The 19,009-nt window shown below is 71.1% G+C and carries 15 protein-coding genes; 10 read left to right on the top strand and 5 right to left on the bottom strand.

What is annotated here, in order from left to right; genetic code table 11:
* Positions 1-315 carry a tetratricopeptide repeat protein gene (locus tag AABA78_RS34700; RefSeq protein ID WP_120528347.1) on the bottom strand — a complete coding sequence of 105 codons (315 nt, stop codon included), beginning with the start codon at positions 313-315 and terminating at the stop codon, positions 1-3.
* 61 nt (positions 316-376) lie between these two features.
* Here AABA78_RS34700 and rsfS point away from each other — a divergent pair, with 61 nt between their 5' ends.
* From rsfS to AABA78_RS34680, 4 genes are all read left to right on the top strand, one after another.
* The gene (rsfS, locus tag AABA78_RS34695) at positions 377-922 is read left to right on the top strand and encodes a ribosome silencing factor (RefSeq protein ID WP_338269767.1); all 546 of its coding nucleotides are present in this window, start codon (positions 377-379) and stop codon (positions 920-922) included.
* Between the two features lie 4 nt (positions 923-926).
* Positions 927-1,391, top strand: a complete 465-nt coding sequence (locus tag AABA78_RS34690) for a 23S rRNA (pseudouridine(1915)-N(3))-methyltransferase RlmH (RefSeq protein ID WP_338269766.1) — start codon at positions 927-929, stop codon at positions 1,389-1,391.
* A gap of 77 nt (positions 1,392-1,468) precedes the next feature.
* Positions 1,469-2,614 (top strand): RNA ligase RtcB family protein, encoded by a 1,146-nt coding sequence (locus tag AABA78_RS34685; RefSeq protein ID WP_338269765.1) that lies wholly within the window; start codon positions 1,469-1,471, stop codon positions 2,612-2,614.
* A 57-nt stretch (positions 2,615-2,671) separates the two neighbouring features.
* Positions 2,672-3,373, top strand: coding sequence for a phosphoribosyltransferase family protein (locus AABA78_RS34680; protein ID WP_338269764.1), 702 nt, complete (start codon positions 2,672-2,674; stop codon positions 3,371-3,373).
* On the opposite strand, the gene AABA78_RS34675 is transcribed toward AABA78_RS34680, so the two are convergent.
* Positions 3,360-4,052 carry a Uma2 family endonuclease gene (locus AABA78_RS34675; RefSeq protein ID WP_338269763.1) on the bottom strand — a complete coding sequence of 231 codons (693 nt, stop codon included), beginning with the start codon at positions 4,050-4,052 and terminating at the stop codon, positions 3,360-3,362. The genes AABA78_RS34680 and AABA78_RS34675 overlap by 14 nt on opposite strands.
* A gap of 92 nt (positions 4,053-4,144) precedes the next feature.
* Here AABA78_RS34675 and AABA78_RS34670 point away from each other — a divergent pair, with 92 nt between their 5' ends.
* Positions 4,145-4,441 carry a hypothetical protein gene (locus AABA78_RS34670; protein WP_338269762.1) on the top strand — a complete coding sequence of 99 codons (297 nt, stop codon included), beginning with the start codon at positions 4,145-4,147 and terminating at the stop codon, positions 4,439-4,441.
* On the opposite strand, the gene AABA78_RS34665 is transcribed toward AABA78_RS34670, so the two are convergent.
* Positions 4,428-4,754, bottom strand: a complete 327-nt coding sequence (locus AABA78_RS34665; protein WP_338269761.1) for a DUF3817 domain-containing protein — start codon at positions 4,752-4,754, stop codon at positions 4,428-4,430. The two genes, AABA78_RS34670 and AABA78_RS34665, sit on opposite strands and share 14 nt — an antisense overlap.
* Positions 4,755-4,863: 109 nt before the next feature.
* Here AABA78_RS34665 and AABA78_RS34660 point away from each other — a divergent pair, with 109 nt between their 5' ends.
* From AABA78_RS34660 to AABA78_RS34640, 5 genes are all read left to right on the top strand, one after another.
* Positions 4,864-5,979: an SIS domain-containing protein gene (locus tag AABA78_RS34660; protein ID WP_338269760.1), complete on the top strand. Its 1,116-nt coding sequence runs from the start codon at positions 4,864-4,866 to the stop codon at positions 5,977-5,979.
* A gap of 94 nt (positions 5,980-6,073) precedes the next feature.
* Positions 6,074-7,252 carry an N-acetylglucosamine-6-phosphate deacetylase gene (nagA, locus tag AABA78_RS34655; RefSeq protein ID WP_338269759.1) on the top strand — a complete coding sequence of 393 codons (1,179 nt, stop codon included), beginning with the start codon at positions 6,074-6,076 and terminating at the stop codon, positions 7,250-7,252.
* Between the two features lie 57 nt (positions 7,253-7,309).
* Positions 7,310-9,349: a glycosyl hydrolase family 18 protein gene (locus AABA78_RS34650; RefSeq protein WP_338269758.1), complete on the top strand. Its 2,040-nt coding sequence runs from the start codon at positions 7,310-7,312 to the stop codon at positions 9,347-9,349.
* 258 nt (positions 9,350-9,607) lie between these two features.
* Entirely contained in the window at positions 9,608-13,270 is a 3,663-nt protein-coding gene (locus tag AABA78_RS34645) for a DUF3857 domain-containing protein (protein WP_338269757.1), read from the top strand.
* A gap of 84 nt (positions 13,271-13,354) precedes the next feature.
* On the top strand, positions 13,355-15,646 hold the full coding sequence (locus tag AABA78_RS34640) for a hypothetical protein (RefSeq protein WP_338269756.1): 2,292 nt from the start codon (positions 13,355-13,357) through the stop codon (positions 15,644-15,646).
* Positions 15,647-15,667: 21 nt separating this feature from the next.
* Here AABA78_RS34640 and AABA78_RS34635 read toward each other — a convergent pair whose 3' ends face one another.
* Together AABA78_RS34635 and AABA78_RS34630 are read right to left on the bottom strand one after the other, a co-directional pair.
* A complete protein-coding gene (locus AABA78_RS34635; RefSeq protein ID WP_338269755.1) occupies positions 15,668-17,839 on the bottom strand; it encodes a bifunctional alpha,alpha-trehalose-phosphate synthase (UDP-forming)/trehalose-phosphatase in 2,172 nt (723 codons plus the stop codon).
* A 13-nt stretch (positions 17,840-17,852) separates the two neighbouring features.
* The gene (locus AABA78_RS34630; protein WP_338269754.1) at positions 17,853-18,995 is read right to left on the bottom strand and encodes a hypothetical protein; all 1,143 of its coding nucleotides are present in this window, start codon (positions 18,993-18,995) and stop codon (positions 17,853-17,855) included.
* Positions 18,996-19,009: the final 14 nt, after the last annotated feature.

Here is a 19,009-nt window from a genome sequence, read left to right as displayed (position 1 = left end):
TCATTCCAGGTCGGCGATGCGCTCGTCGATTTCCTCCGCCAGGCTGGGGTGCTGCTGGGCGAGCGCGTGGTCCCGGGCCGTGGTGAGCACCTCCTTCGCCTTGTCCGTCCGGCCGGCCCCCGCGTAGGCATCCCCCAGGGAGACGAGGGCGGCGGCGTACTTCGGGTCCAGGCGGACGGCGGTTTCCAGAGTCTGGATGGCGCTGTCGTACTCCTTGCGCTCCAGGTGGAGCTTCCCCAGGGAGAACCAGGCCATGGGGGCGTCTGGGAACTGGGCCGTCATCTTCTTGAACTGCTCCAGGCGGGCGTCGCTCATGGACGGAACCCATTAGAGGAGCGCTGGAAGCTTGCCAAGGGTGCGATAGGGTATCCGCCACATGGCCACGAAGAAGAAGACCCCTGCATCCAAGAAGGCGAAGGCGAAGACCGGCACCCGGGCTCCGGCCCGCAAGAAGACCGCCGCGAAGAAGGCGAAGAGCGGCCTGCGTCCGCCGCCGCGCAAGAAGACCGCCGCCGCGCGCAAGAAGGCCCCGAAGGCCGCTGCCCCGCCCGCGCCGCCCAAGCCCGCGGAGAACCCGAAGGCGCGCGAGCTGGCGCGCCGCATCGGCAACCTGCTTCTGGACAAGAAGGCCACGGACGTCGTCATCCTCGACATGCGCGGGATGACGTCCTACGCGGACTACATCGTCATCGCCTCCGGCGAGAGCGACCGCCAGGTGAGCGCCATGGCGGAGAACGTCCAGGTGCAGCTCAAGCAGGAGCAGCAGCCCCTGCGCCCCATCAGCACGGAAGGCCTGGAGACGGGCCAGTGGGTGCTCTTGGACTACGACGACGTCGTGGCCCACCTGTTCAACGGCGAGGTGCGCGCCTTCTACGACCTGGACGGCCTGTGGGCGGACGCGCCCCGGGAGAAGCTGTCCTAGTCCCGTGAAGGTCCGCCTCCTCTCCATCGGCAAGGACCGCTCCGGACTGTTCGAGCCCGCCGTGCAGGAGTACGCGCGGCGGCTCGAGCACTACACGCGCTTCGAGCTGATTGAGCTGAACGAAGCGTCGGGCCGCAAGCTCAAGCCCGGCGAGGCGAAGTCCGCGGAGGCGGCCGCCATCCTGGGCAAGCGCAAGCCGCAGGACTGGATTGTCGCGCTGGATGAGCGCGGCACGCTGCTGGATTCCGTGGAGCTCAGCCGCTACGTCGCCAAGGCGCAGACAGGCTCGAAGGACCTGCTCTTCGTCATCGGCGGGGACGAGGGGCTGGATGAGTCGGTGCGCGGCGCGGCGCATCAGGTGATGTCGCTGTCGCGGATGACGCTGCCCCACCGGCTGGCGCGGGTGGTGCTCATCGAGCAGCTCTACCGCGCGTTCACCATCCTGAAGGGCGAGCCCTACCACAAGTAGGCGGCAGGGCGGGCCGGGCGCCCGGGCCCGGGTGGGGCGTCAGGGCGCGAGAAGGCTCCGCGTCGGGACCGGCCATCATGAACACGCCCTCTTCTGAAACCTCCACGGCCGCCACCGTGCGCGTCATCGCCTCGCCCCAGTCCTGGGTGGAGGGCGAGGCCATCCGCCAACTGGAGGCGGTGGCGCGCCTGCCCGGCATGCGGCTCGCGGTGGGATTGCCGGACCTGCATCCCGGCAAGGGCGCCCCGGTGGGCGCGGCCTTCGAGTCCGAGGGCTTCCTCTATCCCTATCTCGTGGGCAGCGACATCGGCTGTGGCATGGGCTTGTGGGACGTGGACCTGCTGACGCGCAAGGCGAAGGCGGAGCGGTGGGCGGCGAAGCTGGACCTGGAGGGGCCGTGGGAGGGGGACACGGACGCGGTCCTCGCGGAGCACGGCGCGAGCAGCACGGGCTTCGAGGCGGCGCTGGGCACGGTGGGCGGCGGCAACCACTTCGCGGAGGTGCAGCGGGTGGAGGAGGTGCACGACGCGCGCGTCTTCGAGGCGCTGGGCCTGCGGGAGGAGCGGTTGCTCCTGCTCGTGCACTCGGGGTCGCGTGGGCTGGGAGAGGCCATCCTGCGCACGCACGTGGACCGGCACGCGGCGGGCGGGCTGGCGGCGGACTCGGAGGAGGCGCGCGCGTACCTCACGCGGCACGACGGCGCGGTGCTCTGGGCGAAGGCGAACCGGGCGCTGGTGGCGCAGCGGGCGCTGGAGGGGATTGGCGCGACGGGGCGGCGGGTGTTGGACGTGTGCCACAACAGCGTGACCGCGCGGCATGAGGGCGGGCGCGTGGGGTGGTTGCACAGGAAGGGCGCGGCGCCGTGGGACGAGGGGCCGGTGGTGATTCCCGGCAGCCGGGGGGCGCTGAGCTATCTGGTGTTGCCGGTGGGCACGGGCGAGCAGAGCGCGCACAGCCTGGCGCACGGCGCGGGACGCAAGTGGACGCGCACGGCCGCGCGGGAGCGGCTGAAGGAGCGCTTCACGGCGGAGTCGCTGACCCGCACGTCCTTCAAGAGTCACGTGGTGTGCGAGGACCGGGACCTGCTCTTCGAGGAGGCGCCGCCGGCGTACAAGGCCATCGACCGCGTGGTGACGGACCTGGTGGAGGCGGGGCTGGTGCGGGTGGTGGCGACGCTGGCGCCGGTGCTCACGTACAAGACGCGCGGCCGCGCGGCGGAGTGAGCGGCACGGGGCTCGCACGAGGGGCGCGAAGCTGCGCTGCCCCTGGGAGTCCCGGTGATGTGGAAGGCCCTGCTGGATTTGGTTTATCCGCCCATGTGTCTGGCCTGCGCGAAGGTGCTGCCGGGCGTGGGCGCGGTGTTCTGCGAGCCGTGTGACACGGCGTTGGAGCGGCTGCCGCCGGTGTGTTGCCGGACGTGCGCGGAGCCCGGTGCGTTTCCCGGGAACGCCTGTCCCCGCTGCCGGACGGTGCCGCCGCCGTTCAGCCGGGCCTGGGCGCCGTTCTCGCACGAGGGGCCGGTGGCGCGGGCCATCCACCGGTTCAAGTACGAGGACCAGCCGGACCTCGCGGCGCCGCTGGGAGCGCTGCTCGCGGACGAGGCGCGGCGGTTCCTGAGGACCGCGCCCGGGTGCGTGGTGGCGTTGCCGCTGCATGTGCGGCGCTTCCGGAAGCGGCAGTACGACCAGGCGCACCTGCTCGCGGGGGAGCTGGCGAAGGCCACGGGGCGGACGGCGCCGGGGGGCTGGCTTACGCGCACGCGGGAGACGCGGCGGCAGGTGGGGCTGAGCGAGGCGGAGCGCGCGGGCAACGTGGCTGGAGCGTTCGTGGCGTCGCGGGCGGTGAAGGGGCAGGAGGTGTTGCTCCTGGACGACGTGTTCACCACGGGGTCCACCGCGCGGGCCGCGGGCGTCGCGCTGCGGGAAGCGGGGGCCGCGAGGGTGGAGGTACTGACGTTGGCGAGGGCGTTCACCCTCGCCTGAGCCGGGCGAGCTCGGCCTCCAATTGGAGAATGCGCTCGCTGTAGCTCAGAAGGGGTGTAGAGCTCGTCCATAACTGGAGGCGCCCTCCTTCGGACTGGAATTCGAGTCCCAGCACTTCGGAGACATATCTCCCGCGCCTGGGCTCCAGGCGTGTGTAGACACGTGCGTCGGGTGTCGCGAGCCGATAGCACTCCAGCGTGCAATCCCGTCCGTCGAGGATGAAGTACTCCGGAATCCCCAAGCGGGCGTAGCGCCGCACCTTGTCCTCGGCGGCCGTCTTCCGATCTCCGCCCGCGTGCACCTCCATGACCCAATCCAATCCGTGGGCCTCGGCGCTGCACACCCACTTTCTCCGGCGATGGCCCTGCGCATCCAGGACGACCAGCAGGTCCGGCGCGAAGCGTGGCTCCTCTGGATAGTAGATGGGGAGCGCGGAGCTCACGTACGCCCGTCGGGACTGCTGCGCCCAGTACCTGCGCAACACATTCCACACGTAGGTGCGCGGGCCGGTGTGCCAATCCCCTTCAGGCATTGGCATCTCATTCCAGGTCACCTCACCAGGAAGGGACTCCACAATCCGAGCCCGCTCCTCCTCGGTCAGCGCATCCCACACCTTCTGGGAGGGTGCGCGTGGATATTCGGATACGACCTCCAGAGTCCTATCTTCCACGAACAACATGTTGGGTCTTATCCCTGGAAGGGTCAATCCCCCCGGGTCGTCTATGCTGCGCGGCGAAGGACTTGTCGCGGAGAGGAGAAGAGAGGCTCGCGATGTTGACGCCAGAGGAGCGCAACCGGGCTCGCGGGGGCAGGCTGCTGGCGCATGGCAGCTGGGGGCTCTACGTCATCGCGGTGCTGATCCAACGACTCTCGGATCCGCTTCTCCTGGGCTCACGGCCGCTGGGTTACGCCTTGGTCCTGCTCTTCGGCTCCGGGCTCGTCATGGGCCTCGTGGCGCTCATCCGCCACAAGCGCTACCTGCCCGCCCGGGTGTTCGCGCCCGCGTTGGCGGGCCTCATCCTGAACGGGTCCATCTTCGTCAGCATCGCCATCGTCACAGTCGGGTAGGCGCGCGGCTCTCCGCGTTCAACGCGTCTTCACCGCGCAACTGCGCGTCCAGCCAGAACGTCCCGCCCGGCACGAACGAGGCCATGAAGGCCACGGCGATCCGCTTCACGCCCCAGCGGTACTCGATGGCCGCCATCGTCAGCGTGTAGAGGTACGCCATGAACAGCACGCCGTGCGCCATGCCCACCACGCGCACGCCCAGGGGCATGTGCAGCACGTACTTCAGCGGCATGGCGATGAGCAGCAGCACCAGGAAGGACAGTCCCTCCCAGAAGGCGACAGCGCGGAAACGGCCCAGGGCGGTCTTCAGCATGACGTCCTCTCTCCTCCGCCCCTTCCCCGCCGTCAAGGCAGGCCGTTGAAGCCCCCGGGCCTGCCCGCTCCAGGTCCGGCCTGACGGCATGGCCTCCGAGCCGCACGGGATGTCGGACGCATCACGCCCGGCGCCTTCCTCCACCCGTCCACCCCTGGAGGCTGTTATCCCCCTGCGCGTGGACCCCACCCAGACGACCCCCTCCCTTCCCGCCCTCGCGCGTGAGGCCGCCCAGGCTCCGGCCGCGGCCCGCCGCCAGCTCGAGCGCTGCCGCGACACCTTCGCCTACCTGGGTGCTCGCCTGCGGCGCACGCCTCCCCGCTTCGTCGTCACCTGCGCCCGCGGCAGCTCCGACCATGCGGCCGTCTACGGCAAGTACCTCATCGAAACCACGCTGGGCCGCGCCGTGGCGTCCATGGGCCCCAGCGTCGCGTCCGTCTACAACACGCGCTCGCTGGACCTGCGCGATGCGCTCTTCATCGCCGTCTCGCAGTCCGGTCAGAGCCCCGACCTCTTGCGCATGACCGAGGCCGCCCGCGCGGGAGGCGCCGTCGTACTGGGCTTCATCAACGACGAGTCCTCGCCGCTGGCCTCGCTGTGCGACGTGCGCGTCCCGCTGTCCGCTGGCCCCGAGCACAGCGTCGCCGCCACCAAGTCCTATCTGCTCTCCGGGCTCGCCTTCCTCCAGCTCGTCGCGCACTGGTCGGACTCCGCGGAGCTGCACGACGCCGCCCGGCGGTTCCCGGACGCACTGGAGGCCGCGGGCAAGCTCGACTGGTGGCCGGCGCTCGCGACGCTCAAGGAGGCCACCAGTCTCTACGTCGTCGGCCGGGGCAGTGGCCTGGGCGCCGCGTTGGAGATGGCGCTCAAGCTCAAGGAGACCTGCCGCATGCACGCCGAAGCCTTCAGCACGGCGGAGGTCCTCCACGGTCCGCTCGGGCTGGTGCGGCCGGGCTTCCCCGTGCTCGCCCTGGGCCAGGAGGACAGCGCCGCCCAGGGCACCCGCGACGTCGTGCAGCGCATGGTCGAGCTGGGCGCGAGCGTCCACACCGCCCTGCCCGTTCCCGGCGCGCAATCCCTGCCCACGCTGCCGGGCCTCCCCGCCGCGCTCGCGCCGCTGTGCCAGGTGCAGAGCTTCTACTTCGCGGTGCACCAGCTCGCGACAGCGCGCGGGCTGGACCCGGATGCTCCCGCGCACCTGCGCAAGGTCACGGAGACCGTGTGATGCCCACCGTCCTTCAAGGCGCTCGCGTCTTCACCGCAAGCCCGCGACTCGAAGGGCGTGCCGTCGTCTCGCACAAGCTCACGGGAGCCGTGTGATGCCCACGCCCACCGCATTGCAGGGCGCTCGCGTCTTCACCGGGGACCAGCTCCTCGAAGGTCACGCCGTCGTTCTCGAAGGGGACACCGTCCACGCCGTCGTCCCCGCTTCCGCAATCCCTCCCAGTGCCACCGTGCACACGCTGCCCGGTGACACGCTGATCGCTCCGGGCTTCGTGGACGTGCAGGTCAATGGCGCGGGGGGCGTGCTCTTCAACGACACGCCCACCGTGGAGGCCGCGCTCGCCATCGCCTCCGCCATGCGCGCGTGCGGCACCACGGGCCTGCTGCCCACCTTCATCACCGACGACGCCGCCCGCATGCGCGAGGCCTGCGAGGCCGCGCTCACCGCCACCTCGCGCCCCGGCAGCGGCGTGCTCGGCATCCACCTGGAGGGCCCCTTCATCAGCCGCGAGCGCGCCGGCGTCCACGTGCCCTCCTTCATCCGCGCGCCCGACCCTCGCGACCTCGACTACCTCACCGCCCTGCCCCGCCGCTTCGCCGCGCACGGCGGCCGCGTGCTGATGACGCTCGCTCCCGAGTGCGTGGACGACGCCATCTTGCGCCGCCTCGCCACCTCCGGCGTGGTGCTCAGCGCGGGCCACACCGCCGCCACCAGCGAGCGCACCACCCAGGCCCTGCACGCGGGCGTGCGCGGCTTCACCCACCTGTTCAACGCCATGCCCCCGGTGATGAACCGCCAGCCCGGCCCCGTCGTCGCCGCGCTCACCCATGACGACGCTTGGTGCGGCGTCATCGCGGACGGGGTGCACGTGCACGCGGACAACCTGCGCCTGCTCCTCAAGGTCAAACCTCCGGGCAAGGTGTTCCTCGTCACGGACGCCATGCCGCCCGTCGGCACGCCCGTCACGTCCTTCACCCTCCAGGGCCGCACCATCCTGCGCCGCCACGGCCGGCTGGAGACCGAGGACGGCACGCTCGCGGGCGCGGACATCGACCTCACGGCGGCCGTTCGCCACTGCGTCCACTCGCTCGGCGTGCCCGTGGAGGAAGCGCTGCGCATGGCCTCGCTCCACCCCGCCGCGTTCATCGGCCTGCATGGCCATCGGGGCCGCATCGCTCCCGGACAGCGCGCGGACCTCGTGCTGCTCAAGCCGGACCTTTCCGTCCACACCACCTGGGTGGCCGGACAGGCGAAATCCAACGACAGCCATTAACCCGGAAAAATGGGGACGTGACTCCTTCCGCGTGTACCGCAGGCGAGGAGAACACGAATGCGTCGTAGCAAGTGGATTGTGGGCCTGGTGGCGTCCGCGCTGACCGTCGCCGGTTGTGGCCAGGAGTCCTTCGCGCCCGAAGCCGGGGGCCCGGGCAGCGTGATGAAGGCGCCGCTGGAGGCCGCGTGGGCCGTGGGCGTCGCGTACTCCGTGGGCACGCGCGTCACCTATGAAGGCCGGCTCTATGAGTGCCGTCAGGCCCATACGTCCCAGGCGGACTGGACGCCCGTGGCCGTGGCGGCGCTGTGGCTCGACCTGGGCCCGGTGACGGGCGGCGGCGACACCACCGCCCCCGTCGTCTCTGCGTCGAGCAGCAAGACGAGCGTCACCGCCGCAGGCTCCATCACCATCTCCGGCAGCGCCACCGACGACACGGGCGTGACGAAGCTGGAGATTCTGGAGAACGGAAACCTCGTCGCCACCGCGTCGTCCTATACGCGCAGCTTCTCCGGCTCCGGGCAGAACGGCACGTACACGTACACCGTGAAGGCCTACGACGCCGCCGGCAACGTGGGCTCGAAGACGGTCACCGTCACCGTCGCCATCCCCTCCAGCGGCGACGTCACCGCGCCCGTCGTCACCGCCAGCGCCAGCGCGTCGCGCCTCACCGCCGCGGGCTCCTTCACCGTCTCCGCGAGCGCCACGGACAACGTGGGCGTGACGAAGGTGGAGATCCTGGAGAACGGCACCCTCGTCGCCACCGCGGCGTCGTTCACCCGAGCCATCTCCACGTCCGCGCAGAACGGCACGTACACGTACACCGTGAACGCGTACGACGCGGCCGGCAACGTGGGCTCCAAGACCGTGAGCGTCGTGGTGGAGCTGCCCGTCACGCCTCCGCCGCCGGGCGGCAAGCGCATCGTCGGATACTTCACCGCGTGGGGCATCTACGGCCGCAACTACCAGGTGTCCAACGTGCCGGCGTCGAAGCTCACGCACATCAACTACGCCTTCTCCAACATCTCCCCGGACGGCAAGTGCATCCTCGGAGACCCGTTCGCGGACATCGACAAGGGCTTCGGCTACCCCGGCGAGTGGGACCCGGGCGCGCTGCGCGGCAACTTCCGCGCGTTCAAGGAGCTGAAGAAGACGAACCCGAACCTCAAGCTGCTCATCTCCATTGGCGGCTGGTCCTGGTCCAAGTACTTCTCGCAGGTGGCCGCCACCGCCGCGTCGCGCACCGCGTTCGTGAAGTCCTGCGTGGACCTGTACGTGAAAGGCCAGTTCCCCGGCGTCACCCCGGCCAACGGCGTGGGCGTGTTCGACGGCATCGACGTGGACTGGGAGTACCCCACCGGTGGCGGCCTGCCGGACAACATCAGCAGCCCCGCGGACAAGGTGAACTACACCCTGCTCATGCAGGAGTTCCGCACCCAGCTGGCCGCCGTGACGGCGCAGACGGGCCAGTCGTACCTGCTCACCATCGCGTCGGGCGCGTCGCCGGACCTGCTCGCCAACAAGCAGGAGACCGTGAAGCTGGCCGGCATCCTCGATTGGATCAACGTGATGTCCTACGACTACCACGGCGCCTTCGAGAGCACGGTCAACTTCCACTCCGCGCTCAACCGCGTGACGGGCGACCCGGGCGCCAACGACGGCTTCTACACCGACGGCTCCATCTCCAAGATGCTCCAACTGGGCGTGCCCGCCTCCAAGATTGTCCTGGGCGTGCCCTTCTACGGCCGCGGCTGGGGCAACGTGCCCAACGTGAACAACGGGCTGTTCCAGTCCGGCGTCCCCACCCAGGGCACCTGGGATGACGGCCAGTCCGGCCTCACCGGCGTGTTCGACTACAAGGACCTCAAGGCCCGCTTCGAGAAGGCCGGCTCCGGCTACTCGAAGTTCTTCCACCCGGAGAGCAAGCAGGCCTACGTCTACAGCCCCACGACGAAGGTGTGGGTGGCCTACGACGACCCGCAGAGCCTCGACGCCAAGTCGGACTACATCCTGGCCAAGGGCCTGGGCGGCGCGATGTTCTGGGAGCTGAGCGGTGACGACGGCAGCCTCGTCAACGCGCTCTACACCAGGCTCCACTGACGCCTCTCCCCTCGCGGAGGGACCCACACCAGGGCCGGCACGGGCATCCACGCCCGCGCCGGCCCTGTGCGTTTTTCCGCCGTCACCTCCACGGGCCCACCCCGCCCCACACCGGTCCGGCATAGAGTGGGACGCGAATGGGTTGCCTGCCCGCCGTCCGGGGCCGCATGCAGGGGAAGGCCGTGACGGGTCCGCCTGTTCACTGGCGTCATCGCCCCCTGCCTGCCCCCGGGCGCCGTCGAACTTCGAGGAGAACGGATGTCGCGTTTCACATCGCTGGCCGCACTTGTCGTGCTCACCTGCCCCGTGCTGGGGCTCGCGAAGCCGAACGCGGACGACCGGGCCCGCGAGTACGCGGCCGAGGCCGTCAAGGCCGCCAACTCGCCGCGCGGTGGCGCCGCCCTCCTGCGCATGCACGCGCTGGTGGATGACGTGGAGGACCTCACCCCGCTGGTGAGCACCTACCAGCAGATTGCCTCCCGCCGCACGGCGGACGCGAACACGCGCACCACCGCTCAAATCCTGCTCATGGACGCGGAGCGCTCGCGCGGCCGGATGGTGCGCGCCAACGAGGTCCGCCAGTGGCTGGGCTTCGTCAACGACTACTACGTCGTCGGCGGCTTCGAGAACGAGGGCAAGGCCGGCTGTGACACGGACTTCGGGCCGGAGGCCGCCAACCTGGACCTCACCGCGCGCTACCCCGGCGCGAAGGGCCACGAGGCCACCTGGCGCAAGCTGGCCGTCACGTCCGCGGACGGCTACGTGGACCTGGCCACCGCGGTGCGCCCCAACAAGGAGTCCGTGGCGTACGCGCTCACCTGGCTGGAGGTGCCGCAGGACACGCGCGTGGCGCTGGGCCTGGGCACCTCCGGCGGCTACCGCCTGTGGGTGAACGGGCAGCTCGCGTCCAAGGAGGACCGCTACAACCTGCCCCGCCCGGACCAGACGCGCGTGTCGGTGAAGCTCAAGAAGGGCCTCAACCGCGTGCTGGTGAAGGTGTGCCAGGAGTCCGGCCCGCTGGGCTTCTACCTGCGCTCGGAGTCCGCCTCCGCTCGCGCCTCGCTGCCCGCCAAGGCCCCCGCCCTGGAGCGCATGCCCGCGCCCGCGCCGCAGCCCCTGCCCACCCTCACCTCCGCGCTGCGCGCGCTGGTGGAGAAGAACCCGGACGACGCGCAGCTGCGAGGCGACTACGCCCAGGTGCTGGCCTTCTTCCGCGCCTATGACGAGCGCGAGCACACCGCCAGCGCCGAGGCCGCGCTCGCGGCGGAGAACGCGCCCACCGACGCGCGCCTGCAGGTCCTGGCCGCCAACACGCAGACGGACGACCTCAACGAGCGCCGCCGCTTCCTGGAGGCCGCCGTGAAGGCGGACCCCACCTACGCCCCCGCGCGCCTGGCGCTGGCGGACCACGAGATGGACCGCGGCCATCCGGAGCGCGTGCAGCCGCTGCTCGCCCCCATCCTGGAGAATGAAGACGGCCGCAACGTGCCGGGCGCGCGGCTGCTGCTCGCCCGCGCGGCCGAGGCCCTGGGCGAGCGCGCCCGGGCGCACGCGCTGGTGGAGGAGGCCTTCCGTCAGCAGCCGCGCGTGCCCCGCGTGGTGCGCGTGGCCGCCGCGGCGTCCCGTCAGCTGGGCCGCGACCAGGAGGCCATGGACCGCATGCGCGTGGTGCTGGCGCTGCGCTACGACGACACCAACACGCGCCGGCAGCTGGCCTCCATGCTCGCGGACGCGGGCAAGGTGGACGCCGCCGAGCGCGAGTACGCGAAGCTCACCGACCTGAACCCCTTCGACAACGGCAGCCGCGTGCGGCTGGCGGAGCTGAAGGCCGCCAACGGCGCCGTGGAGGAGGCCACCGCCCTCTTCACCGAGGCCAAGGCCCTCTCCCCGGACGAGCCCGAGGTCTACGAGCGCGAGGGCCGCGCGCTGCTGGCCGCCGGTCAGCGGGAGCCCGCCCTGGCCGCCTTCGAGCGCTCGCTGGTGCTGCGCCCGCAGAACCCCGGCCTCAAGGAGGCCCTGCGCACGCTCAAGGGCGAGTCCGAGAGCGCGGGCACCCAGTACCTCGTGGACGCGAAGCCGCTGTCCAAGGAGGCCGAGGGCTACATGAACGAGGACGCCCTGTACCTCGTGGACAACACCTACGTGCGCGTGCAGAAGAGCGGCCTGTCCAGCCGCATGCAGCAGATGGCGGTGCGCGTGTTCAACCAGCGCGGCGTGGACGCGTTCCGCAGCGTCCCCATCACCTACTCGCCGGACCGTCAGGAGGTGCGCGTGCTGCGCGCCCGCGTGACGAAGCCGGACGGCTCCGTGGTGGACAGCTACGGCGACGCGGACCGCAACATCAACGAGCCCTGGACGGGCATGTACTACGACGCCCGCGCGCGCGTGCTGTCGTTCCCGTCGCTCGCCGCCGGTGACACGCTGGAGCTCACCTACCGCCTGGACGACACCGCGCAGGACAACCTGCTGTCGGACTACTGGGGCGACGTGGAGAGCGTGCAGGGCGTCTACCCGAAGGTGCGCTTCCAGTACGTCGTGGACATGCCCAAGGAGCGGCCGCTGTACTGGAACAAGAGCCGCCTGGCCGGCGTGGAGCAGCAGCAGGAGGCCCCCGAGTCCGGCCGCACCGTGTACCGCTTCGGCGCGAAGCACGTCTCCAAGGTGGTGCCGGAGCCGGGCATGCCGGGCTGGGCGGAGGTCGCCCAGAACCTGCACATCTCCACGTACAAGACGTGGGACCAGGTGGGCCACTACTGGTGGGGCCTGGTGCGCGACCAGCTCCAGCCCAACGCGGAGCTGAAGACCACCGTGGACCAGGTGCTCACCGGCGTGGACCGCAAGGACCAGCTGGCCGTCGTGCGCGCCATCTACTCGTTCGTCGTCACCAACACCCGCTACGTGGCGCTGGAGTTCGGCATCCACGGCTTCAAGCCGTACCGTGTCGACCGCGTGCTGGCCCGCCGCTTCGGTGACTGCAAGGACAAGGCGAGCCTCATCCACTCCATGCTGAAGGTGGCGGGCGTGGACAGCCGGCTGGTGCTGCTGCGCATGCGCAACCTGGGCGCGCTGGACGCGGAGCCCGCGTCGCTGGCGGCCTTCAACCACGCCATCGCGTACGTGCCCAAGTTCGACCTGTACCTGGACGGCACCGCGGAGTTCCACGGCGCAAAGGAGCTGCCGAGCGCGGACCGCGTCGCCAACGTGCTGGTGGTGGACCCCAACGGCACCAGCAACTTCCTCACCACGCCGGAGGCAAAGGCGGACGACAACAAGACGACGCTGGCCATGGACGTGGCGCTGCGTCCGGACGGCGGCGCGGACGTGAAGGGCCAGAGCAGCGTGTCCGGCCAGTCCGCGCCGGACTACCGCCGCGCCTACCGCCCGGAGTCCACGCGCAAGTCCACCTTCGAGCGCGCGTGGGCGCAGAGCTTCCCCGGCCTCACCGTGCGCGAGGTGAAGCTCAGCGACACCACCCGGCTGGACGACGACGTGACGCTCGACTTCAACATGGGCATCCCGCGCTACGCGGAGGTGCTGCCCGGCGGCAGCCTGCGCTTCCTGCCCTTCGGCACGGGGCGCACCTATCAGCAGGCGTACGCGTCGCTCGCCGAGCGCCGCTTCGACCTGGTGATGCAGAGCCCCTGGGTGAACACCTTCAAGCTGCGCTACACGCTGCCCGGCGGCTACACCGTCACGGAGCTGCCCCAGGCCGTGGAGGAGACCACGAAGTTCGGCCACGTGAAGCTCAGCTACCGCGTGGAGAACGGCGCGCTCGTCGCCGACGGAGAGGTCGCTCTCTCGGTCGCCCGCATCAAGGCGGACGAGTATCCCCAGTTCCGTGAGTTCCTGGGCCGCGTGGACCGCGCCTTCGGCCGCCGCATCCTGCTGCAGGGGCCGGGGCAGAAGACGGCTTCGCGGTAATCGCGGACAGTCGCGGCGCCTGCCTGGCGCCGCTTCGCACGGAGGGCTTGACCCGGACGCGGCCCTCCGTGCTTAAGCATGGACATGCACCGTGCACGCGCGCTCGTCCTTGGCTGCCTGCTGGTGGCGGGGGCCGCCACCGCCGCTCCCGTCGTCCAGCTTCCCGAAGGCGGACGGGCGGTGGAGGTCATCCCCAAGGGCGTGCTGTGCGGCCCGGTGCGCGGCGGCTGGGTGCTGGAGGGCCGCACGCTCAAGCCGCCCACGCGCGCGGATGACGCCACCCGCACGCTGGAGCTGAAGGTCGCCGCCGACGAGGCCTCCTGCGCCACGGCCACCGACACCGTGGTGGTGGTGGCCACCGGGCCCTTCCCGCGCATCGACAGCGCCGCCACCACGTTCTACCCGGACGACGGGCGCCTGGAGCTCAAGGGCACCGGCCTGAAGAACGTGGCCATCGTCTGGTCCGGGACGCCCCGGGGCGTGGATCCGAAGACGGCCTCCCTGGACGGCCAGGACGTCTGCCTGGAGCCCAACGGCCCCTCCGAGTGCGCCGTCCCGCTGGCGCCCGGCCTGCCCACGGACGCGACGCTGTCGTGGGTCCCCGCCTACGGCCGCAGGGGCGCGAACGTGACGACGTACGACGCCAACGGGCGCTTCCTGGACGACGAATACTTCCGCCTGCGCCCCGGCCGCACCGTGCTCACGCGGCCCCTGGTGCAGTCCTCCGGCGTGGACCTGTCCAAGGGCCCCGGCTACGCGGCGGTGACGCACTCTGAGGCCATCGCCTCCGTGGACTGCGGCACCGCGCGCTGCGAGGTGACCGAAGGCGCCGTGTCCATCCGCAACGTGCCGGGGCTGAACCCCACGGTGACGCTGCGCCTGCGGCTGGTGCCGCGCGTGTTCTTCGCGAAGGGGGACGCGCTGGAGACGTCCGTGGCGGAGACGCTGCCCGTGCTCGCGTGTCCGCTGTCCGCGGTGGAGGGCACGGTGCTGCGCGACGCGGAGGACTCCGGGCTGGTGATGCGCCTGGACCCGTCCTGCGCGCACGACCCGCGCGGCCTCTTGTGGACGGTGAACGGCGCGCGCGTGCGCGTGGAGCGCGTGGTGAAGGCGCAGGACGGCACCTACGTGCTCCTGCGCACCAGCGGCACCAACGAGCCGCAGGTGACCGTCACGGCCATCACGTCACGCGTGGACGGCACGGTGGTGGCGTCGGAGACGGCGGACACGAAGCCCGTGCCCGACCCTCGCGCGACGCTGGAGCTGCCCGGCCACGGCACCATCGACTTCGTGCCCACCAACCGCCCGGCGGAGGTGACGGTGGCCTCCAACGGCGGCCTGGGCCGCTTCGTGCTGCGCCCGCTGGGCGGGGCGTACACCGTGACGGTGCGGGAGTCCGTCACGCTCGTCCAGGGCGAGGCCACCGCGGGCGGCTTCGTGTCGCTGCGCTTCGGCTACCGGCTGCCCACGCTGCCAGCGGAGCTGGCCACGTCCGACCTGTTCCTCACCAGCGAGCGCGTGCAGCGCGCGGTGCGCGAGGCCAGCGTGCCCACCAACGTGGAGAACCTGGTGGAGTTCATCTGCGCGGACAAGGAGGGCCACGACGAGAAGCTCACGCCCAGCCGCCCGCACCGGGTGGACTACGCCATGCGCAACACCTGCCGCGTCATCATCCACCGCGAGCGCCTCACGCCGGAGGAGGGCAACCAGGAGATCACCCTGCGCGTCACCGTGACGAAGTCCGACGGCTCCGTCCGGGGTGAGAGCAGCGTGGACCAACGCCTGTTCCTGCGCCCCAAGGGCGACGTGCGCGTCATCCCCGTGCAGGGCAACCTGGGCCAGTACGACCGCATCCTCGTGCAGGTGGCGCACGTCGCGGATGAATCCCGCTACGCCCTCTCCACGGTGGACCGCACGGGCCTGCCGTCCGCGCAGTGGACCGCCATCGTGCGCGGCGGCATGTTCCGCCTCTACACCATGGCTACCATCCCCGCGGGCCTCTACCGCGCCACGCAGCCCTCGGGACAGCTGGCCGTCAACTTCGGCGTGCTGTCGCGCCTGGCGCTGCTCAACAACGAGGGCCAGGAGCGCCTGCTGGGCATCGAGATGGGCTTGATGGGCCTGGGCCTGGTGCCGCAGTCCGGGGACATCCAGTTCCCGCCCACGCTCGCGGCCGTGCTGGGGCTGGGCTTGCGAGTGCCCATCGGCCCGGGCGCGGCGGTGGGCGCGCAGGCGTGGATTGCCCGCGAGTTCCGGGGCGACATCACCCGGCGCACCAACGGAGCCCCGGGCACCGACACCGTGGTGCCCTCCAGCAAGTGGTCCTTCATCTTCGGACCCAGCATCTCCGTGGGCAACGTGGGCTTCAACCTCTGAAGCCCGCGCCACGCCCCGTGGCTACTTCCCGAGCAGCGCCTTGAGCAACCGCCGCACCTCCGGCGGCCCCTCCACGCGGTAGGCCGCGCGCGTGTGCTTGTTGCCCGCGTGCACGGTGATGCCGCCGGGGGGCACCGCCGCGAAGAGGTCCTCGTCGGTGACGTCGTCGCCCAGCGCCAGCACGCGCACGTCCGGCGCCTCCTGCTTGAGCACCTCCGACACGACGCGCCCCTTGTTGACGCCCCGGGGCCGCACCTCCACCACCCGGTCCCCGGGCAGGATGTGCATGGGCTCCTGGGAGAACTTCTCGAAGAGCAGCAGGCGCAGCTCGCGCGCCTGGAGCGCGCCGAACTCCGCGTCCACCCTGCGGTAGTGCCACGCGAGCGACGCCGTCTTCTCCTCCACGAACGAGCCCGTCACCCGCGCCGCGAACGCGTCCAGCACGGGCTTCACCTGGGACTTCCACTCGAAGGACACGCCCGGCAGCGCGTGCCATGGCTGGCCACGGCGCATGCGCGACCACAGGCCGTGCTCCGCGTGCAGCCCCACGGGCAGCTCTCCGAACCACGCCTCCAGCGTCTCGCGCGGGCGGCCGCTCACGATGTGCACGGACAGGTCCGGCCGGGCGCTCAGCTCCTGGAGCAGCGTCATCAACTCCGCGTCCGGCGCGGCCTGCTCCGGCGTGGGCGCGAAGCCCACGAGCGTGCCGTCGTAGTCCAGGAACAGCACCTTCCTGCCCGGCCCCTTCAGCTTGTCCAGGGCGGTCATGCCGTCCGGCAAGGGCGGCTTCTCCGCGACGGAGGGCAGGCCCTGGAGCCGGTCCAGGAAGCTGGCCACCCACCAGTGCACGTCCCGCGTCCTCACGCCCGCGCGCAGGCAGCGCATGCGGTCCTGGCGCTCGGCCTTGGGCATCTCCAGCGCCTGTTCGATGGCGTCCGCCATGCCCTCCACGTCGTAGGGGTTCACCAGCAGCGCGTCGCGCATCTCCGCCGCCGCGCCCGCGAACTCGCTGAGCACGAGCACGCCGTCCTCGTCCGGACGGGCCGCGCAGAACTCCTTGGCCACCAGGTTCATGCCGTCGCGCACGGGCGTCACCAGCATCACGTCCGCGCCCCGGTAGAGGCTCACCAGCTGCTTCTCGTTGAGCGACCGGTAGAGGTAGTGCACGGGCGTGCTGTGCACGGTGCCGTAGAGGCCGTTGATGCGGCCCACGATTTCGTCCACCGTCTCGCGGTACTCGGCATAGGCCTGCACCTGCGTGCGGCTGGGGACGGCCACCTGGATGAAGCGCAGGCGCCCGCGCAGGGACGGGTCGCGCTCCAGCACGCGCTGCACCGCGAGCAGACGCCGGGGGATGCCCTTGGTGTAGTCCAGCCGGTCGATGCCCACGAGCAGCCGCTCTCCGTGGGCGCGCTCGTGCAGCGTCTTCACCTCGTCCAGCACCCCGGGCTCCCCCGCCAGCGTCTCGAAGGCGGTGGCGTCGATGCCCATGGGGAACGCGCCCACGCGCACCTCGCGCCCCTGGAAGAGGACGCGGTCGATGTCCGTGTCCAACCCCAGGTGCCTCAGCAGCGTGCCGGAGAAGTGCCGCACGTAGCTCACCGCGTGGAAGCCGATGAGGTCCGCGCCCAGCAGGCCCCGGAGCAGCTCTCCGCGCCGGGGCAGCGTGCTGAAGATTTCAGACGACGGGAACGGGATGTGGTGGAAGTAGCCGATGCGCGCGTGCGGCAGGCGCTGGCGCAGCATCCCGGGCACCAGCATGAGCTGGTAGTCATGCACCCAGATGGTGTCGCCCGGCTGGTAGTGCTTCGCGGCCAGGTCGGCGAAGCGCTCGTTCGCCTTGCGGTACGCGTCCCAGTCCCGGTCCTGACGGGGGACGCGGTCCAGCATGTAGTGGCACAGCGGCCAGAGCACCCGGTTGGAATAGCCCTCGTAGAAGCGGCTGACCTCGCTGGCGGAGAGGTACAGCGGCACGCAGCGCAGGTCCGACAGCTGCTGCTCCACCTGCGAACGCTGGGCGTCCGTCAGCCGGGAGACATCTCCGGGCCAGCCGATCCACAGGCCTCCGGAGCGCTCGTGCGGGCGGCTGAGGCCGGTGGCGAGCCCTCCGGCGCTCCGCACCACGGAGACGGAATCCTTCTCCGCCTTGACGGTGACGGGAAGACGGTTCGAAACGAGCAGGAGTCGAGCCATAGACCCACTAGCTCTATTCACCTCCTCCGGAAATGGCTACCACCTCGCATGCCGGGCTGACGATTGCCGGGCCCTGCCCCGCCCGTGCCCAACCGAGCCGGGCCAGCAGCGCGGGCTCCTTGCCGGCCTTCCAGATGAAGGCATCCAGCACGTAGTGCGTGGCCTGCGGCAGTGCAAGCAGCGGCACCACGAGCGCCAGCACATCGGCCTCCAGGACAGGTCCACTGTCGCCGAACAACACCGGGCGGTCGTGCCACACGAGCACGTCCCACAGTCCTTCCTCCAGCAGCGCCAGCACGCAGAGGAACAGCAGGAAGCCGGGCAGCCCCGCGCGCAGGAGCACGCCCAGGCCACCGAAGCCCCCTTCCGCGTGGCGCCCGCGCGCGTAGCGGAACAGCAGCGCGAAGTACGGCACGCCGTGCAGCACCACGTTCATCACCGTGAAGGCGAAGTCGTCCCGCGCGAGCACGATGCCGCCGAACCACGCCCCCCACGTGGCCACCACCAGCAGCACCTTGCCGGCCTGAACGCCTTCGCCCCGCGCGATGCGCAGGGCCTGGAAGCCCGCCCACAGCGTGAGCACCGCCGCGTGCGCGCCCAGCGCCACGGTGCCCACCCACGCGGGGAGCCCGGCGAGGAAGTCGTTCTCCACGAACCACCAGAAGGCGCGGGGCAGGTTCGCGTGCCACCAGACGACGGGCCCCAGCGTGGCGGCGTAGACGGCCGCCGCGTCCAGGCGCCGCTCGAAGGGGGACGTGCGCGCCTTGCGGTCGTAGAGCGCCACCCAGCCGTACTGCTGGCGGATGAAGTGGAACAGCGCCACGTACGCGAACAGGCTCCAGAACGCGCCGGGCGAGGCCATGTACGCGAAGACCCCCACCGCGTACGCGGCGAGCGGCGCGCCCACGTAGAGGCCCGGGCGGCGCGACACCTCCTCGCCGTCCAGGTACGTGCGGAACAGCGTGGACCAGACGTGCGCCACGTCCACGCCCACCACGAACAGGAGCCACGCCCACGCGGGCGTGTCCCCCACCGCCCCCAGCCACGGCGCGGCCAGCGCGAAGGCCACCGACACGAGCGCGCTGCCGGCGAACACGGTGAGGTCCACGCCACGGCCGAACAGCCAGGCCTGCGCGGGTGAGAGGAGACGGGGCATCGGGAAGCGGAGCC

It is taken from the genome of Corallococcus caeni (assembly GCF_036245865.1).
Lineage (GTDB): Bacteria > Myxococcota > Myxococcia > Myxococcales > Myxococcaceae > Corallococcus > Corallococcus caeni.
The sequence above is the reverse complement of the archived record's forward strand: the minus strand, read 5'-3'. Positions and strand labels throughout refer to the sequence as shown.